Here is a 17480-nt window from a genome sequence, read left to right as displayed (position 1 = left end):
CCGGACCGACCCGGGGTCGAGCCTGACCGGGCCGGGGTCGAGCCTGACCGGGCCTGGGTCGAGCCAGACCGGGCCGGGGTCGAGCCGGAGCGGGCCGGGGCCGACTCGGACGGGCCTGGTCGAGCCGGACCGTGGTCGACTCGGACGGGCCGGGACCGGGGCCGCCCCGGACCGGCCGACGAGGCGTGGCTGCGCGGGGCGCCCGGGCACCGGACCTGACCCGGCGAGCCGGGACCGACCCCGACCGGGCCCACGGGGGAGCCCGGCGCGGGCCGGGTGTCTCAGCGCGGTGTTGCCAGCGCCCGCCCCAGCGCCCGCAGGAAGCCGTCCGTCGTCGCCCGGTCCCGTACCGCCAGGCGCAGCCACTCCTCGCCCAGCCCCGGGAACGTGTCCCCGCGCCGTACCGCGTACCCGAGGTCGCGCAGCCGGTGGCGTACGGCGGCGGCGTGCGGGAGGCGGACGAGGACGAAGGGGCCCTCGGCCGGGACGGCGACCCGCAGCCCGGCGCCGGCGAACTCAGCCAGCCCGGCGACGAGACGGTCCCGGTCCGCGGCGATGCGGTGGGCGGCGTGGGCGGCCTCCGCCAGCGCCCGCGGCGCCACACACGCCTCGGCGGCCGCCAGCGCCGGCGTGGACACCGGCCACAGCGGCTGGGCGCGCTCCAGGTCGGTGATCGTCTCCGGAGCCGCCAGGACGTACCCGATGCGCAGCCCGGCCAGCCCCCAGGTCTTGGTGAGGCTGCGCAGGACGACCAGTCCCGGCACGTCCGTGCGCCCGGCCAGCGCCTCCCGCTCGCCCGGCACCGCGTCCATGAACGCCTCGTCCACGACCAGCGTCCGCCCGGGGCGCGCCAGCCGCGTGAGCGAGGCCGCCGGGTGCAGCACCGACGTCGGGTTCGTCGGATTGCCGATCACCACCAGGTCGGCGTCCTCCGGGACGGCGGCCGGGCCGAGCCGGAAGCCGTCCGCCTCCCGGAGCAGCACCCGGCCCACCGTGTGCCCGGCGTCGCGCAGCGCCGCCTCCGGCTCCGTGAACTGGGGGTGCACCACGACCGGCCGACGCACCTTCAGCGCCCGCGCCAGCAGTACGAACGCCTCCGCCGCGCCCGCCGTGAGCAGCACCCGCTCCACCGGCAGCCCGTGCCGCGCCGCCACCGCCGCCCGCGCGGCCCGCCCGTCCGGGTAGGCCGCCAGGGAGCCGAGCGAGCCGGCGACGTGCTCGCGCAGCCAGGCCGGGGGCGTGTCCGCGCGGACGTTCACCGCGAGGTCCACCAGCGCCGAGCCGTCGTCGCGGACCTCGGCGTCCCCGTGGTGCCGCAGATCGGGACCCTGCCGCAGGCCGGGACCCGGCGCCCCGGCCTCAGTGTGCATGGGAGTGTGCGTGTCCATGCCCGTGATGGTGCCCGTGGTGGTGATGGCCGTCGTCGTCGGGGTGGAAGTGCGGCTGCTGCGGCAGCCCCACCTTGTCCTCGAACCCCGGCAGCGCGATCCGGTACACGCACGAGTCGCAGTTCATCCGCAGGTCGCCCTTGACGGCCTCCTCGTAGCGCTCCCACACCAGGTCCAGCAGCTCCGGCTCCGGCCCGATGACGTCCGCCGAGCGCACCTCGGTCCCGGGATGCGCGGCGGCCCACTCCTCGGTCTGGTTCCGGACCCGGTCCGGGAGGATGCCGGTGAACAGGAAGTACGGCAGGACCACGACCCGCCGCGCCCCCAGCCGCACGCACCGGTCCAGGCCGCCCGGCACGTCCGGCTTCGCCAGTGACACGAACGCCGTCTCCACGGCCGCGTACCCGCGCCCCTCCCACAGCAGCCGCGCCGCCTTGAACACCTCGGCGTTGGCGTCCGGGTCCGTCGACCCGCGCCCGACCAGCAGCACGGTCACCTCGGCGGGGTCCCAGGACGGGTCGACCGCCGCCGCCAGCCGGCGCTCCAGCACCCGCAGCAGCGCCGGGTGCGGGCCCAGCGGGCGCCCGTACGTGTACGAGATGCCGGGGTGGCGCTCCTGCTCGCGGGACAGCGCCGCGGGGATGTCGCCCTTGGCGTGCCCGGCGGACACCAGCATCAGCGGCACCGCGGCGAACCGGCGCACCCCGCGCTCGACCAGCTCGGCGACCGCCTCGCCCAGCGGCGGCGGGGACAGCTCGATGAAGCCGCCCGCGACGGGCAGTTCGGGGTGGCGGCGGCCCAGCTCGCGCACGAAGTCGCGGAAGGCCTCGGCTCCGGCCTCGTCCCGGGTGCCGTGTCCGGCGATGAGCAGGGCGGGCGGCGGGGTGGTCACGATTTCTCCTCGGAGTACGCATCGGAGTACGAAGTGGGGTGGTACAGCAGGGCGTTGAGAGCGGCGGCGGCGACCGCCGAGCCGCCCTTCTCGGACACGTTGCTGACGGCGGGCAGCCCGCTCTCGCGCAACGCGGCCTTGGACTCGGCCGCGCCGACGAAGCCGACGGGCAGACCGATGACGAGCGCCGGGGCGGCGTCCAGGGTGAGCAGCTCCTCCAGGGCGGTCGGCGCGCAGCCGATCACCCACAGCGCGCCCGGCCCGACCTGCTCGTACGCCAGCCGCACGGCGTGCGCGGAGCGGGTCAGGCCCGGTCCGGCCTGGGCGTCGGCCAGACGGCAGACCGTCTCGCGCCGGGTGATGCCCGCGGCGACCATCTCGACGTCCACGACGACGGGCGCCCCGGCGTGCAGCGCGGCGTACGCCCTCTCCAGCGCGGCCTCGTCCGTGACGAGGTCGGTGGCGTAGTCCAGGTCGGCGGCGGAGTGGACGACCCGCTCCACCACCGCCCGGGTCAGCGGCGGGAAGTGCGAGGTGTCCAGCCGGGCGCGCAGCCGCCGGAAGGACTCCTGTTCGATGGGGTGCACGACACGGCTCACTTCGGCTCCTCCCGAGACCCCGCGGCGGAGCCGCTCGTCGATGCCGCCTGCCAGCGGTAGCCGCGCGGCGTCACCATGCGCCCGGCGATCTCCCGGGTCGCGGTGTTGCCCACCGTCACGACCGTCATCATGTCGACCGTCGCCGGATCGAGAGCGGCGAGCGTGGTCAGGCGGCTGGACTCGTCGGCCCGCGACGCGTTGCGCACGACACCGACCGGCGTCGCCGGCTCCCGGTGCTCCGCGAGGATCGCCAGCGCCTCGGGCAGCTGCCAGTCGCGGCCCCGGCTGCGCGGGTTGTAGAACGTCACGACGATGTCCGCCTCGGCCGCCGCCCGCACCCGCCGCTCGATGACCGCCCACGGCGTGTGCAGGTCGGACAGGCTGATCGACACGTGGTCGTGGCCGAGCGGCGCCCCCAGGACCGCCCCGGCCGCCAGCGCCGCCGTCACCCCGGGCACCCCGACCACGTCGATGTCGTCGGACGCCTCGGCCAGCGCGGGGGAGGCCATGGCGTACACCCCGGCGTCCCCGCTGCCGATCAGCGCGACGGCGTGCCCGCGCCGGGCCTCCTCGACCGCGGTCCGGGCCCGCTCCTCCTCGGCCCCGAGCCCCGACTCCAGGACCCGGGTGCCCGGCCGCAGCAGGTCGCGGATCTGGTCGACGTACTGGTCGAGGCCGACCAGTACCGAGGCCCGCCGCAACTCGGCCTGCGCGCGCGGCGTGACCAGGTCCCGGGCGCCCGGCCCGAGCCCGACCACCGCGAGCCGCCCGCGCCCCGGCCGCCGCACGACGGCGCAGGTGGCCATCGCGGGCCGCGCCGCCGACTTGCGCTTGGGCACGAGGAGTTCGCCGCCGCGCACCAGCGCCGCCGCCTCCGCGACCGACGGCGTGCCCACCGCCGCGAGCGGGGCGTCGGACGGGTTGGGTACCTCGACGCCCGCCAGCTCCCCGGCGGAGTACGTCACCAGGGGCACACCGAGCCGCTCCGCCGCCCGCACGATTCCGGGCTCGTCCGCCTTGGCGTCCACGGTGGCCAGCTCGGCGACCGACGCGGCGGACAGTCCGGCGTCCCGCAGGGCCTCCTCCACCAGCCCGAGCACCTCGTCGACCGGTGCCCCCCTGGAGGCGCCGACGCCGACGACCAGGGACGGCGGACGCAGCACGGCCTCACCTTCGGCCGGCTCCACCAGGCGGTCCGTCAGCCGGACCGCGTAGGCCCCGTCCTCGGCGACCGGCAGCGGCGGCAGCGGCCAGGCCACGTCCGCCCGCAGGGCCACCCGCTCGCCGTCCAGCAGAGCCCGCGAGACCCCGGCGACGTCGCCCTCCACGGGCAGTCCGAGCGTGTCCAGGCCGGGCAGTCCGACCGCGTCCGTCGCCGTCGTCACCACCGGCTCGGCGCCCAGCACCTCGCCGACCGCGGCGGCGAGTTCGTTGGCGCCGCCCCCGTGGCCGCCGACCAGCGACACGGCGAACCGCCCGCCCTCGTCGACGCACACCACACCGGGGTCGGTCCGCTTGTCGTCCAGCAGCGGCGCCACGAGCCGTACCACGGCCCCCGTGGCGAGGAAGCACACGAGCTGCTCGCACTCGGCGAACGCGGTCCGTACGGCGTCCGCGACTGGACCCTCGTACACGCGCGTGCGGTCCGGCCACGCCGTGGCCAGCCGGTCCCGCGCGACCGCTCCCGCCGCGGTGGCGGAAATGAGGCCGATCAAGGGGCAACTCCTTCGGTACGGCTGTGCGGCCTCACGCCCCACAGCAGGAAGACGGGATTGGCCGCCGCCAGCCGGGTCACGTCCCCCGGCAGCGGCGCGAGCCGGGACGACTGCAGCAGCACCCCGTCGCACTCCAGTCCGGCGTCGAGCAGTGCCCGGCGGACCGCCGGCACCCGGTCCAGCGCGGCCATGGCGACGACCACGGCCCGCCGTGCCCGCCGCGCGCACTGCGCGACGATCGCGGGCAGTTCGCGCCCGCCACCGCCCACGAACACGGCGTCGGGGTCCTCGCCCAGGTCGGACAGCACGGTGGGCGCCGACCCGTGCACCACCCGGACGCCGACGCCGTGCGCGGCGGCGTTGGCGCGGACGCGCGCGACCCCGTCCGGGGTCTTCTCGACGGCGGTGACGGCGGCGCCGAGCCGCGCGCACTCCACGGCCACCGACCCGGAGCCCGCCCCGACGTCCCACACCAGGTCACCGGGACGGGGCCCGAGCCGGGCCAGCGCCAGCGCCCGCACCTCGAACTTCGTGATCATCGAGTCGCGGTGCGCGAACTCGGCCTCAACCAGCGCCCACCCGGCGGGACCCGGCCGCGGCCCGGCGATCGTCCGGACCGGGCCCAGCGCCCGCGCCTCGTCCAGACACAGCACCACGCTCACCGCCGTCCCCCAGTCGCGGACGGCGGCCTCGGCGGGCGTCACCCGCTCCACGCGCTCCTCGGCCGACCCCAGCGCGGAGGCGACGACGAGGACCCGCGGGTCGGCCCGCAGCGCGGCCCCCAGCTCCGCCGGACCGGCCCCGGGCCCCGTCAGTACGGCGACCTTGGGGTGCGCCCGGCACACGTTCACCGCCGTCCGCAGATCCCGTCCGTGCGCGCTGGCCAGCACGGCGTCGTCCCACGGCAGCCCGACCCGCGCGAAGGCGGCGGCGACGGACGAGACACCGGGCCGGACATCGAGCCGCTCCGGCCCGAACCGCTCCGCCAGCGCCCGCACGATCCCGAAGAACCCCGGGTCACCGGAGGCCAGCACGACCACCCGCCGCTCCTCGGCGACGTACTCCGCGACCGTGTCGAGGGCGGGCGCCAGCGCCCCGAGCACGACCCGCCCGGCCCCCTTGGGCAGCCGTACCGCGTCCAGATGGCGCCGCCCGCCGACGACCAGCTCGGCACCGGCGGCGACGTCCTCGGCAGGCGGCGTCCCGGCCCCCATGCCCACCACCGTGATCACGTGCCGGCACCCCGCGTGCGCAATGCCCGGCGCGCCTCGGGATCGGCCCTGCGGTAGCCGTGGAAGTGCCCCGGGTGGTACAGGTGGGAGCGGGTGCCGTGCGCGTCGAGGGCCGGGCCGACCAGGAAGAGGGTGTGCTTCCAGAGCTTGTGCTCCTTGACCGTCTCCTCCAGCGTGCCGATCGTGCACCGCACGACCAGCTCCTCCGGCCAGGTGGCCTGGTACGCGACGACGACCGGCGTCTCGGTCGGATAGCCGCCCTCCAGCAGCTCGCGCACCAACTGGCCGCTGCGGGCCGCGGACAGGAAGACCGCCATGGTGGTGCCGTGCTTCGCGAACTCGCGGACCTCCTCCCCGGGCGGCATCGGCGTCTTGCCGCCGCCGAGCCGGGTGAGGACGACCGACTGCGCGACCTCCGGGATGGTCAGCTCCCGCTGCGCGAGCGCGGCGACCGCGGAGAAGGCGGAGACGCCGGGCACGATCTCGGTCGCGATGCCGATCTCCGCGCACCGGTCCAGCTGTTCCTGCGTACCGCCCCACAGCGCCGGGTCGCCGGAGTGGATGCGGGCCACCCGCAGCCCCTCCGCCCGGGCCCGCCGGTAGACGGCGACGACGTCCTCCAGCGACATCTGCGCCGAGTCCAGGACCTCCGCGTCCTCGCGGGCGTGCTGGAGGACCTCCGCCTGGACCAGGCTCGCCGCCCAGATCACGACGTCGGCCTCGGCGATGGCACGCGCGGCGCGGAACGTCAGCAGGTCGGCGGCGCCGGGACCGGCACCGACGAAGGTCACCTTGCCGGAGGCATCGGCCACGGAGGCCTCGGAAGCCACGGAAGCCATGGGATGGGGTCCTTTCCTACGCATATTTACTGCGGTTGCCGCTGTCGCGCGCACGGATCCGCGCTCCGATCGGATAGCAAGGGCCCATGGCGGTCTTCGTCGCGCTCGGCGCGTTCCTGATGACGCTGGCCGGCGGCTGGACGGCACAGCGCGTGACCGACCGGCGTCATCTCGTCCTGGGCCTGGCCGGCGGCCTGATGCTGGGCGTGGTCGGCCTCGACCTGCTGCCCGAGGCACTGGAGGCGGCGGGCGACGAGGTGTTCGGCGTGCCCGAGGCGCTGCTGCTGTTCGTCGCCGGATTCCTGCTCGCGCACCTGGTGGAACGCCTGCTGGCGGCCCGCCGCGCCGCGCACGGCGCCGACGAGCACGGGCACCGCTCGCCCGAGGTGGGCCTGACGGCCGCCGCCGCGATGGTCGGGCACAGCGCGATGGACGGCGTGGCGATCGGCGCGGCCTTCCAGATCGGCGGCGGCATGGGCGCGGCCGTCGCGGTGGCCGTGATCGCCCACGACTTCGCGGACGGCTTCAACACCTACACGCTCACCACCCTGTACGGGAACGCCCGCCGCCGGGCCATCGCGATGCTGGTCGCCGACGCCGTGGCCCCCGTGGCGGGCGCCGCCTCCACGCTGCTGTTCACGATCCCGGAGGGCGTACTCGGCGCCTATCTCGGGCTGTTCGGCGGCGCGCTGCTCTACCTCGCCGCCGCCGAGATCCTCCCCGAGGCCCACCATGAGCACCCGGCCCGCTCGACCCTGCTGTGCACGGTCGCGGGCGCGGCGTTCATCTGGCTGGTGGTGGGCGTCGCCGAATGAGGCGTGCCCGGTCACAGCTTCCCGCCCCGTCCGCCCTGGCGCCGCGCGGGCGCGATGAGCGTCGACAGGTAGGGCAGTGGCGCACCGTCCAGCTCCGCCGCCGCCCGCACGGACTCCTCCGGCAGCCCCAGCGCCGACCCCCACACGGCGTCGTCCAGCCGCCCGGTCTCCCGCAGCGCCTCGGCGACCTCGGCCGCCTGCCGGCCGAACTTGTAGGCGACGACCGTGCCGGGCCCGTTCAGGGCCTCCCTGAGCACGGCGGCGCCCGCGGTCACCGGCACCAGCGTCAGCGGCTCGGTGCCCTCGGTCAGCACGGCACCCGACCGCGCCGCGAGGTCCTGCATCGCGGTGATACCCGGCACGGTCTCCACGACGGTGCCCGGCACGAGACCGCCGACGGTCTGCGCGAGATAGGTGAAGGTCGAGTACACGTTGGGGTCGCCGATGGTGGCGAAGGCGACGCGGCCGTGCTCCCTCAGCAGCCCGGCCACCCGCTCCCCGGCCGCGTCCCAGGCCGCCTCGCGCCGCGCCCGGTCGGTGCGCTCGTTCAACGCGAACACGACCCGTACGACCTTCTCGGCGCCCACGTAGTGCAGCACGGTCGCCTCCGCCCGCCCGGGCTCACCGCCGTCCTTCCCGTCGGGCGCGGCCAGCACGGGTACGACGACGACCTCGGCGGCCCGCAGCGCGTTGACCCCCTTGACGGTCACCAGCTCGGGATCCCCGGGACCCACCCCGACACCGATCAACCTGCTGCTCATGACGTGCGGCACCTCTCCACGAACCGACGGGCGACACCGGGCTCGGACGCCCAGTGCGTGTGCAGATAGCTCGCGTGCACACCGCGCTCCACAAATCCCTCGACGCGCCGCTCGGGCGCCCGAATCCCCCACGCCGGCGCCGCCCCGGCCCCCGGGACCACGACCGTCCGGTGGAACTCGTGCCCCCGCATCCGCGTCCCCGCGGCGGCCAGCGCGCTGTCGGACACGGCCACGGCGTCCCGGTAACCCAGCGTCAGCCGCTCCGACATCCGCGCCGAGGCGTCCAGCACCCCGCACATCGGCAGCCCGTCCAGCTCCCGGCACAGATACAGCAGCCCCGCACACTCGGCGGCGACGGGCGCACCGCTCGACGCCAGCTCGGCGACGGCCTTGCGCAGCGGCTCGTTGGCGGACAGGCCGGAGGCGTGGACCTCGGGGAACCCGCCCCCCACAACCAACCCGACGGTCCCGTCGGGCAGTTCCTCGTCCCGCAGGGGATCGAAGGTGACGACCTCGGCCCCGGCGGCGGCGAGCAGCTCGGAGTGCTCGGCGTAGGAGAACGTGAACGCGGCACCACCGGCGACGGCGACGCGCTTCGGCCCGTCCGGCGTTCGAGGACGAGGCCCGTCCAGGGCCGAAAACGAGAGTTCGGGGGCGGCAGCCCCCGAGGCCGGAACGGGAAGGGGCGGCGGGGGCGAAGAACCAAGAGCCTCACCCGCATCCCAGGGCGCACATCCCAACGCCCCGGCACTCCGCGCCAACCCGACCAGCGCCTCCAGATCACACCCGTCGGAGACCAGCGCGGCCATCGCCGCAACGGCGTCGACCGCCTCCGGCCCCCGCTCGGCAACCGGCACCAACCCCAGATGCCGCGACGGCGTCTGCACCGGTGCGGCCCGCCGCAGCACACCGAGCACCGGCACCCCGACGGAGTCCAAGGCCTCCCGGAGCAGCACTTCGTGCCGATCCGACCCGACCTTGTTGAGGATCACGCCCCCGACCCGCACCTGCGGGTCCCAGCTCACGAACCCGTGCACCAGCGCCGCCACCGACCGCGACTGCGAGGACGCGTCGACGACCAGCACGACCGGCGCGCGCAGCAGCTTGGCGACGTGCGCGGTGGACGCCAGCTCACCCTCCCCGGCGGCACCGTCGTACAGTCCCATCACACCCTCGACGACCGCGATGTCGCAGCCGCGCGCCCCGTGCAGGAACAGCGGAGCCACCAGCTTTGCCCCGCACAGGTACGCGTCCAGGTTCCGCCCCACCCGCCCGGTGGCGAGCGCGTGGTACCCGGGGTCGATGTAGTCGGGCCCGACCTTGTGCGGCGACACGGCGAGTCCCCGCGCGGCGAGCGCGGCCATCAGCCCCGTGGCGACGGTGGTCTTGCCGCTCCCCGAGGAGGGCGCGGCGATGACCAGCCGGGGAACGGAAGGCGAGGTCACCACTCGATGCCCCTCTGCCCCTTCTGCCCCGCGTCCATCGGGTGCTTGACCTTGGACATGTCGGTCACCAGGTCGGCGAACCCCACCAGCTCCTCCGGGGCGTTCCGCCCGGTGATCACGACGTGCTGGGTCCCGGGCCGGTCCCGCAGCACGGACACGACCTCGTCGGTGTCGACCCACCCCCAGTGCATCGGGTAGGCGAACTCGTCCAGGACGTAGAGCTTGTACGTCTCGGCGGCGAGGTCCCGCTTGACCTGCTCCCAGCCCTCCCGGGCCTTCTCCTCGTTGTCCATCTGCGCGTCGCGCTGGACCCAGGACCAGCCCTCGCCCATCTTGTGCCAGTCGACCGGCCCGCCCTCACCACTGGCGCCCAGCACCCGCAGCGCGTTCTCCTCGCCGACCTTCCACTTCGCCGACTTGACGAACTGGAACACCCCGATCGGCCACCCCTGGTTCCAGGCCCGCAGCGCCAGCCCGAAGGCGGCGGTCGACTTGCCCTTGCCCACACCCGTGTGCACGACGACCAGCGGACGGTTCCGCCGCTGACGCGTCGTCAGTCCGTCGTCCGGTACGACACTCGGCTTGCCCTGCGGCATTACGCGGCCCTCCTGCTGCCCTGAACGTCCCTCACCAGACCGGCGATCGAGTCCGCCCGCAGCTCGTCGAGCGTCACCGCCGTACCGCCCAGCTCACCCGCGAGCTGCCCGGCCAGCCCCAGCCGCACCGGCCCCGACTCGCAGTCCACGACCACCGAGGCGACACCCCCGGCCGCCAGCAGCCGCGCCGCACGCCCCGCCAGCGCGACGGGCTCCGGGCCGCCGGTCGCCCGCCCGTCCGTCACCACCACGACCAGCGCCCGCCGCGCCGGATCCCGCAGCCGCTCCACCCGCAGCACCTCGTGCGCCTTGAGCAGCCCGGCCGCGAGCGGCGTACGCCCCCCGGTCGGCAGCGACTCCAGACGGACCGCCGCCGCGTCCACCGACGAGGTCGGCGGCAGGGCGACATCGGCGGCCGAACCCCGGAACGTCACCAGCCCCACTTTGTCCCGACGCTGGTACGCGTCCAGCAGCAGCGACAGCACGGCACCCTTGACGGCGCCCATCCGCTGCCGCGCGGCCATCGACCCGGAGGCGTCCACGACGAACAGCACGAGATTGCCCTCACGTCCCTCGCGGCTCGCCTGCCGCAGATCGTCCCGGCGCACCACCAGACCGGGCCCCGACCGTCCCCGGGCCCGCTGGTGCGGGGCGGCGGCCTGCACGGTGGCAGCCAGGTGCAGCTTGGTCAGCGCCCCCCGGGGGCGCCGGGCCCCGGTGGTCCGCCCGTGCTCGGTCCGCGCCCGCGAACGCCGCCCGGCGGCGCCCTCGCCGAGTCCGGGCACGCTCAGCACCTTCGTGCGGAACGGCTCGGCGGACCGCGCGGGGGACTGCTCACCGGCACCGCCGCCGGAAGGCTGCGGCTCCCCGCCCTCCCCGGCCTCGGGCCGCGCGGCGGTGTCACCGTCCCCCTGCGGGGCGTCGTCGGGCTCCGGCTGACCGCCGGGCCCACCGGGACCGTCGGGCCCCGGATCGGGATCGTCGTCGCCGTCCTCGCCCTGCCCGCCGAACTCCTCCAGCGTCTCGTCGAGTTTGTCCTCGTCGAGCCCCGGCGCGTCGAAGGGATTGCGCCGCCGCCGGTGCGGGAGCGCCAGCAGCGCCGCCTGCCGCACGTCCTCCGCCAGTACCTCGGTCCGCCCCGCCCAGGCCGCCAGCGCGGTGGCCGTCCGCGCCATCACGATGTCGGCGCGCATGCCGTCCACCTCGAAGGCGGCACAGGTCGCCGCGATCTGCCGCAGCGCCCCGTCGCCGAGCCGCACCGAGGGCAGCAGCTCCCGCGCCGCCACGATCCGCGCCCGTACGGCGGCCTCCTCGTCGGCCCAGCGCGCGGCGAAGCCGGCCGGGTCGTCGTCGTGGGCGAGCCGGCGCCGTACGACCTCCACCCGCTGGTCGGGCTCGCGCGAGGCCGCTACCTCGACGGTCAGCCCGAACCGGTCGAGCAGCTGCGGCCGCAGCTCGCCCTCCTCGGGGTTCATGGTCCCCACCAGCAGGAACTTCGAGGCGTGCCGCACGGAGACGCCCTCGCGCTCGACGTACGAGGCGCCCATCGCGGCGGCGTCCAGCAGCAGGTCGACCAGGTGGTCGTGGAGCAGGTTGACCTCGTCGACGTACAGGATCCCGCGGTGCGCGTCGGCCAGCAGGCCCGGCTCGAAGGCCTTCACGCCCTCGGAGAGGGCCCGCTCGATGTCGAGGGCGCCGACCAGCCGGTCCTCGGAGGCGCCGACGGGGAGTTCCACCATGCGCGCGGGGCGGGACACGAAGGCCCCCGGCTCGTGCGGGCCGTCCGGGCAGCCGGGGTCGGGCGCGTCCGGGTCGCAGGAGAACCGGCACCCGGAGACGACGTCCACCTCCGGCATCAGCGCCGACAGCGCGCGCACGGCCGTGGACTTGGCGGTGCCCTTCTCGCCGCGCACCAGGACGCCGCCGACCGCCGGGGAGACGGCGTTCAGCAGCAGCGCGAGCCGCAGGTCGTCCTGGCCGACGACGGCCGTGAACGGGAACGGGGTACTCACTTCTCGTCGCCCTCCAAGTCGCCCTCGAGCTCCAGATAGGTGGCGCGCAGCCGCTCCAGCGTCTCCGCGTCCGGTTCGGCCCACAGGCCGCGGTCGGCGGCTTCCAGCAGCCGCTCCGTGACACCCCGCAGCGCCCACGGGTTGGACTTCTTCATGAAGTCCCGGTTCTCCGGGTCGAAGACGTACTCGGCGCTGAGCTTCTCGTACATCCAGTCGTCCACGACCCCGGCCGTGGCGTCGTACCCGAAGAGGTAGTCCACGGTCGCCGCCATCTCGAAGGCGCCCTTGTAGCCGTGCCGGCGCATCGCCGCCATCCAGCGCGGGTTGACCACCCGGGCCCGGAACACCCGGTGGGTCTCCTCGCCCAGCGTCCGGGTCTTCACCTGGTCGGGGGTGGCCGAGTCGCCGACGTACGCCTCCGGGGAGGCCCCCGTCAGGTGCCGCACCATGGCGACCATGCCGCCGTGGTACTGGAAGTAGTCGTCGGCGTCGACGAGGTCGTGCTCACGCGTGTCCACGTTCTTCGCCGCGACCGCGATCCGCCGGAACGCCGTCTCCATGTCCCCGCGCGCCGCCCGCCCGTCGAGCCCGCGCCCGTAGGCGTAGCCGCCCCACACCGCGTACACCTCGGCGAGGTCGGCGTCGGAGCGCCAGTTGCGGGCGTCGATCAGCGGCAGCAGCCCGGCACCGTACGCGCCCGGCTTGGAGCCGAAGATGCGGGCCGTGGCCCGCCGCCGGTCGCCGTGCTCGGCCGCGTCCTCCTCCACGTGCGCCCGTACGTAGTTGGACTCGACGGACTCGTCCAGCTCCGCCACCGCCCGCACCGCGTCGTCGATCAGCCCGACGACGTGCGGGAACGCGTCCCGGAAGAAGCCCGAGATGCGCACGGTCACGTCCACGCGCGGCCGGCCCAGCTCGGCCGGCGGCACGATCTCGAAGCCGGTGACCCGGCGCGAGGCGTCGTCCCAGACCGGACGGCAGCCCAGCAGCGCCAGGATCTCGGCGATGTCGTCGCCCTGGGTGCGCATGGCGGACGTGCCCCACACCGTGAGGCCGACGGACTTCGGGTACTCGCCGGTGTCGGTCAGATAGCGCTGGATCAGCGAGTCCGCGAGGGACTGGCCGACCTCCCAGCTCAGCCGGGACGGGATCGCCTTGGGGTCGACGGAGTAGAAGTTCCGGCCGGTCGGCAGCACGTTGACCAGCCCGCGGGTCGGGGAGCCCGACGGACCCGCCGGGACATAGCCGCCGTCCAGGGCCCGCAGGATGTGCCCGATCTCGTCCGTCGTCCGGGCGAGCCGCGGTACGACCTCGGTGCAGGCGAACTCCAGCACGGCCACCGCGTCGGGCAGTTCACCGCCCAGCACCTCGCGCACCAGAGCCGGTACGGCCGCGGTGTCCCACGCCCGGGACTCCATGCCCTCGGCCATCCGCCGGCACAGCTGCTCCAGCAGGTCGATCGCGTCGGCGGCACTGCGGGCGGGCCCCTCGACCAGGTCCGTCAGCTCCACCGGCACCTTCACCGGCGCGCCCGGCTCGGCCAGCAGCTCCTTCTCCACCAGCCCGAAGTGCCCGGCCAGCGAGGCCCGCAGTCCCGGCAGCGCGTTCGCCTGCCCGCCCCACACCTGCGAGGCGCGCAGCACGGCCAGTACGAGGTTCACGCGCGGCTCGCCGACCGGGCCGCCGCCCAGGATGTGCAGGCCGTCGCGGATCTGCACGTCCTTGATCTCGCACAGGTAGCCGTCGATGTGCATGACGAACTCGTCGAACGCGTCGTCGTCCGGCTGGTCGTCCACGTGCAGGTCGTGGTGGAGCTCGGCCGCCTTGACCAGCGTCCAGATCTGCGCGCGGACCGCCGGCGCCTTGACCGGGTCCAGGTCGGAGACGAGCGCGTACTCGTCGAGCAGCTGCTCCAGTTTGGCCAGGTCGCCGTAGGTGTCGGCGCGCGCCATCGGCGGGACGAGGTGGTCGACCACCGTCGCGTGCCCGCGCCGTTTGGCCTGGGTGCCCTCGCCGGGGTCGTTGACGATGAACGGGTAGATCAGCGGCAGGTCGCCCAGCACCGCGTCCGGGGCGCAGCCGGCGCTCAGGCCGAGGCCCTTGCCCGGCAGCCACTCCATCGTGCCGTGCTTGCCCATGTGCACGATCGCGTCGGCGCCGAAGCTGTCGTCCAGCCAGCGGTAGGCCGCCATGTAGTGGTGCGACGGCGGCATGTCGGGGTCGTGGTAGATCGCGATCGGGTTCTCGCCGAAGCCGCGCGGCGGCTGGATCATCACGACGACGTTCCCGAACTGGAGGGACGCGAGCACGATGTCGTCCCCGTCGACGTACAGCGAGCCCGGCGGCTCGCCCCACGCCTCGGTCATCGCGTTCCGCAGCTCGGGGTCCAGCTTCTCGAACCACGCCCGGTAGTCGGCCAGCGGCACCCGCGCGGGCGCCGCCGCCAACTGGTCCTCCGTCAGCCACTCGACGTCGTGGCCGCCGGCGGCGATGAGCCGGTGGATCAGCTCGTCGCCGCCGGACGGGTAGTCGGTTAGGGAGTACCCGGCGTCCCTGAGGGCGTCCAGGACCCGCACCGCCGACGCCGGGGTGTCGAGACCGACCGCGTTGCCGACGCGGGAGTGCTTGGTCGGGTACGCGGTGAAGACCAGTGCGAGCTTCTTGTCGGCGTTCGCCTTGTGCTTGAGCGCCGCGTGCCGTACGGCGATCCCGGCGACCCGCCCGGCCCGCTCGGGGTCGGCGACGTAGACCGGCACCTCGTCCGGCCCCTGCTCCTTGAAGGAGAACGGCACGGTGACCAGGCGCCCGTCGAACTCCGGGATGGCGACCTGCATCGCCGCGTCCATGGGGGAGAGGGCGGCGTCGGACGCCTCCCAGGCGGCGCGGGAGGAGGTGAGGCAGAGCCCTTGCAGCACCGGGACGTTCAGATCGGCCAGCGCGCCGATGTCCCAGGCTTCCTCGTCACCGCCCGCCGAGGCCTGCGAGGCGTGCGTGCCGCCGGCCGCGAGGACGGTGGCGACCAGGGCGTCGGTCCGGCCCAGCAACTCGTACAGCCCGGGGTCCGCGCCGCGCAGCGAACCGCAGTACACGGGCAGCGCGTTGGCGCCGTGCGCCTCGATCGCGTCGCACAGCGTGTCGACGAAGGCGGTGTTGCCGCTGAGCTGGTGGGCGCGGTAGAAGAGCACGCCGACCGTCGGCCGGCCCGCCACGACGTCCCGGGCGCCGTGCACGCCGAACTCCGGCATCTTCTCCGGCTCGTCGAAGCCCTCGCCGGTCAGCAGCACCGTGTCGGAGAGGAACCGGGCGAGCTGGGTGAGGTTCGCGGGCCCGCCCTCGACGAGGTAGCGCAGCGCCTCCGCCACCACGCCGGCCGGCACCGACGACTCCGCCATCAGCTCCGCGTCCGGCACGCTCTCGCCGCCCAGCAGGACGGTCGGGACGCCGGCGGTCCTCAGCGCGGCGAGCCCGTCCTCCCAGGCGCGCTTGCCGCCCAGCAGGCGTACGACGGCGACGTCCGCGCCCTCGACGAGCCCCGGCAGCTCCTCCCGTACGTCGACCCGGGTCGGATTGCCGATCCGGTAGGCGGCGTCCGACGCGCGGGCCGCCAGCAGGTCCGTGTCGGCGGTCGACAACAACAACACTGTGCTCATGCGGGCGCTCCCGGTGGAATGAAGGGCAGTCCTTGCGGCGCGCCGGACTCGATGAGCCGCCACAGCGCGTCCGTGTCCGCGTGCTGGTCGATCAGGTCGCCGAGCCGGTCGAGCTGCTCCTCACGCAGCGCGGCGAAGGAGGTGTCGGGGGCAGGTACGAAGCGGCGGCCCGCGGCGGCTGCCACCTCGCGCAGGAACGCCCGGCGGAAGCCGTCCGACTCCAGGGAACCGTGCCAGTGGGTGCCCCAGGTCCGGCCGGCCCGGCAGCCGTCCAGGAAGGGCTCCCCACCGGTGACCTCCGCGACCCCGTGGTGGATCTCGTACCCCTCGACGCGCTCGCCGAAGGCCTCGCCCACCGGCCGCGTGAGGGTCTTCTCGCGGGCGAACCGCACCCGCACGGGCAGCAGTCCGAGCCCGTCCACGTGTCCGGCGCGCGACTCGACCTCGTCCTCGATGTGCTCGCCCAGGAGCTGGAACCCGCCGCAGACGCCGAGTACGGGCCGGCCGTCGGCGGCCCTGCGGGCGAGGGCGTCCGCGAGCCCGCGCTCCCGCAGCCACGCCAGCGCCCGGACCGTCCCGCGGGTCCCCGGCACGACGACGAGATCGGCGTCGGCGAGCTCCTCCGGCCGGTCCACGAAGCGCACCACGACACCGGGTTCGGCGGCGAGCGCGTCCACGTCCGTGAAGTTGGACATCAACGGGACCGCGCAGACGGCGACCCGCAGCACGTCCTCGCCGACCGGCGGCGCGACGACCGACTCGCGCACCGTCCCGCGCAGGGAGACGCGCAGCCCGTCCTCCTCGTCGATGCCGAGCCCGTGCCGGAAGGGCAGGACGCCGTACGTGCGCCGCCCGGTGAGGCGGTGGAGCATGTCGAGGCCGGGTTCCAGCAGGGAGACGTCGCCCCGGAACTTGTTCACCAGGAACCCGGCGACCAGCGCCTGGTCCTCGGGCGCGAGCAGCGCCACCGTCCCGAAGAACGAGGCGAAGACCCCGCCCCGGTCGATGTCGCCCACCACCAGCACGGGCAGCCCGGCGCCCCGGGCGATCCCCATGTTCACGATGTCGGTCCGACGCAGGTTGATCTCGGCCGGACTGCCCGCCCCCTCACAGATCACCGCGTCATACGTGCCCCTCAGCTCGGCCAGACAGTCCAGCACCGTGCCGAGCAACTGCCGCTGCCGCCCGCCGTGGTAGCCGCGGGCGCTCATCTCACCGACCGGCTTGCCGAGCAGCACGACCTGGCTGCTGCGCTCACCGCCCGGTTTGAGCAGCACCGGGTTCATCAGCGCGGTGGGTTCCACGCGGCACGCCTGGGCCTGCATGGCCTGCGCCCGCCCGATCTCGGCGCCCTCGCGGGTCACGAAGGAGTTCAGCGACATGTTCTGCGCCTTGAAGGGCGCGACCTTGACGCCCTGGCGCACCAGCCAGCGGCAGATCCCGGCGGTGACGACGCTCTTGCCCGCGTCCGAGGTGGTTCCGGCGACGAGGAGGCCACCGTTCATGACGTAGGTCCCTTCTCGAGGAGGCGACCGC

The 17480-nt window shown here is 75.0% G+C and carries 13 protein-coding genes; 1 reads left to right on the top strand and 12 read right to left on the bottom strand.

The annotated features are described in order from the left end of the window. Nucleotides 1-281: 281 nt before the first annotated feature. From cobC to cobM, 6 genes are read right to left on the bottom strand one after another with little or no spacing between them, the layout of a single operon-like run. Nucleotides 282-1388, bottom strand: a complete 1107-nt coding sequence (gene cobC, locus ACZ4V1_RS25065; RefSeq protein WP_468339801.1) for an Rv2231c family pyridoxal phosphate-dependent protein CobC — start codon at nucleotides 1386-1388, stop codon at nucleotides 282-284. Continuing rightward, a complete protein-coding gene (locus ACZ4V1_RS25060) occupies nucleotides 1360-2280 on the bottom strand; it encodes a sirohydrochlorin chelatase (RefSeq protein WP_468339799.1) in 921 nt (306 codons plus the stop codon). Before ACZ4V1_RS25060 ends, cobC begins: the two co-directional genes overlap by 29 nt. After that, a complete protein-coding gene (locus ACZ4V1_RS25055; RefSeq protein WP_468339797.1) occupies nucleotides 2277-2879 on the bottom strand; it encodes a precorrin-8X methylmutase in 603 nt (200 codons plus the stop codon). The genes ACZ4V1_RS25060 and ACZ4V1_RS25055 overlap by 4 nt, the downstream gene beginning before the upstream one ends. Then, nucleotides 2876-4594 carry a precorrin-3B C(17)-methyltransferase gene (cobJ, locus tag ACZ4V1_RS25050; RefSeq protein ID WP_468339795.1) on the bottom strand — a complete coding sequence of 573 codons (1719 nt, stop codon included), beginning with the start codon at nucleotides 4592-4594 and terminating at the stop codon, nucleotides 2876-2878. The genes ACZ4V1_RS25055 and cobJ overlap by 4 nt, the downstream gene beginning before the upstream one ends. Further along, on the bottom strand, nucleotides 4591-5826 hold the full coding sequence (cbiE, locus tag ACZ4V1_RS25045; protein ID WP_468339793.1) for a precorrin-6y C5,15-methyltransferase (decarboxylating) subunit CbiE: 1236 nt from the start codon (nucleotides 5824-5826) through the stop codon (nucleotides 4591-4593). The genes cobJ and cbiE overlap by 4 nt, the downstream gene beginning before the upstream one ends. Continuing rightward, on the bottom strand, nucleotides 5823-6665 hold the full coding sequence (gene cobM, locus ACZ4V1_RS25040) for a precorrin-4 C(11)-methyltransferase (protein ID WP_468339791.1): 843 nt from the start codon (nucleotides 6663-6665) through the stop codon (nucleotides 5823-5825). Before cobM ends, cbiE begins: the two co-directional genes overlap by 4 nt. Nucleotides 6666-6751: 86 nt before the next feature. On the opposite strand from cobM, the gene ACZ4V1_RS25035 reads away from it, so the two are divergent. Next, the gene (locus ACZ4V1_RS25035; protein ID WP_468339789.1) at nucleotides 6752-7480 is read left to right on the top strand and encodes a ZIP family metal transporter; all 729 of its coding nucleotides are present in this window, start codon (nucleotides 6752-6754) and stop codon (nucleotides 7478-7480) included. Between the two features lie 11 nt (nucleotides 7481-7491). On the opposite strand, the gene cobI is transcribed toward ACZ4V1_RS25035, so the two are convergent. From cobI to ACZ4V1_RS25005, 6 genes are read right to left on the bottom strand one after another with little or no spacing between them, the layout of a single operon-like run. Further along, nucleotides 7492-8241 carry a precorrin-2 C(20)-methyltransferase gene (gene cobI / locus ACZ4V1_RS25030; RefSeq protein ID WP_468339787.1) on the bottom strand — a complete coding sequence of 250 codons (750 nt, stop codon included), beginning with the start codon at nucleotides 8239-8241 and terminating at the stop codon, nucleotides 7492-7494. Continuing rightward, nucleotides 8238-9689, bottom strand: a complete 1452-nt coding sequence (locus ACZ4V1_RS25025) for a cobyrinate a,c-diamide synthase (protein ID WP_468339785.1) — start codon at nucleotides 9687-9689, stop codon at nucleotides 8238-8240. The genes cobI and ACZ4V1_RS25025 overlap by 4 nt, the downstream gene beginning before the upstream one ends. Beyond that, a complete protein-coding gene (gene cobO / locus ACZ4V1_RS25020; RefSeq protein WP_468339784.1) occupies nucleotides 9683-10282 on the bottom strand; it encodes a cob(I)yrinic acid a,c-diamide adenosyltransferase in 600 nt (199 codons plus the stop codon). Before cobO ends, ACZ4V1_RS25025 begins: the two co-directional genes overlap by 7 nt. Next, complete coding sequence (locus tag ACZ4V1_RS25015; protein ID WP_468339782.1) at nucleotides 10282-12294, bottom strand: putative cobaltochelatase; 2013 nt, start codon at nucleotides 12292-12294, stop codon at nucleotides 10282-10284. Before ACZ4V1_RS25015 ends, cobO begins: the two co-directional genes overlap by 1 nt. After that, complete coding sequence (gene cobN, locus ACZ4V1_RS25010; protein ID WP_468339780.1) at nucleotides 12291-15944, bottom strand: cobaltochelatase subunit CobN; 3654 nt, start codon at nucleotides 15942-15944, stop codon at nucleotides 12291-12293. Before cobN ends, ACZ4V1_RS25015 begins: the two co-directional genes overlap by 4 nt. Further along, nucleotides 15941-17449 carry a cobyric acid synthase gene (locus ACZ4V1_RS25005; protein WP_468339778.1) on the bottom strand — a complete coding sequence of 503 codons (1509 nt, stop codon included), beginning with the start codon at nucleotides 17447-17449 and terminating at the stop codon, nucleotides 15941-15943. The genes cobN and ACZ4V1_RS25005 overlap by 4 nt, the downstream gene beginning before the upstream one ends. Nucleotides 17450-17480 lie beyond the last annotated feature (31 nt).

The organism is Streptomyces sp. NPDC028991, assembly GCF_055564775.1.
The sequence above is the reverse complement of the archived record's forward strand: the minus strand, read 5'-3'. Positions and strand labels throughout refer to the sequence as shown.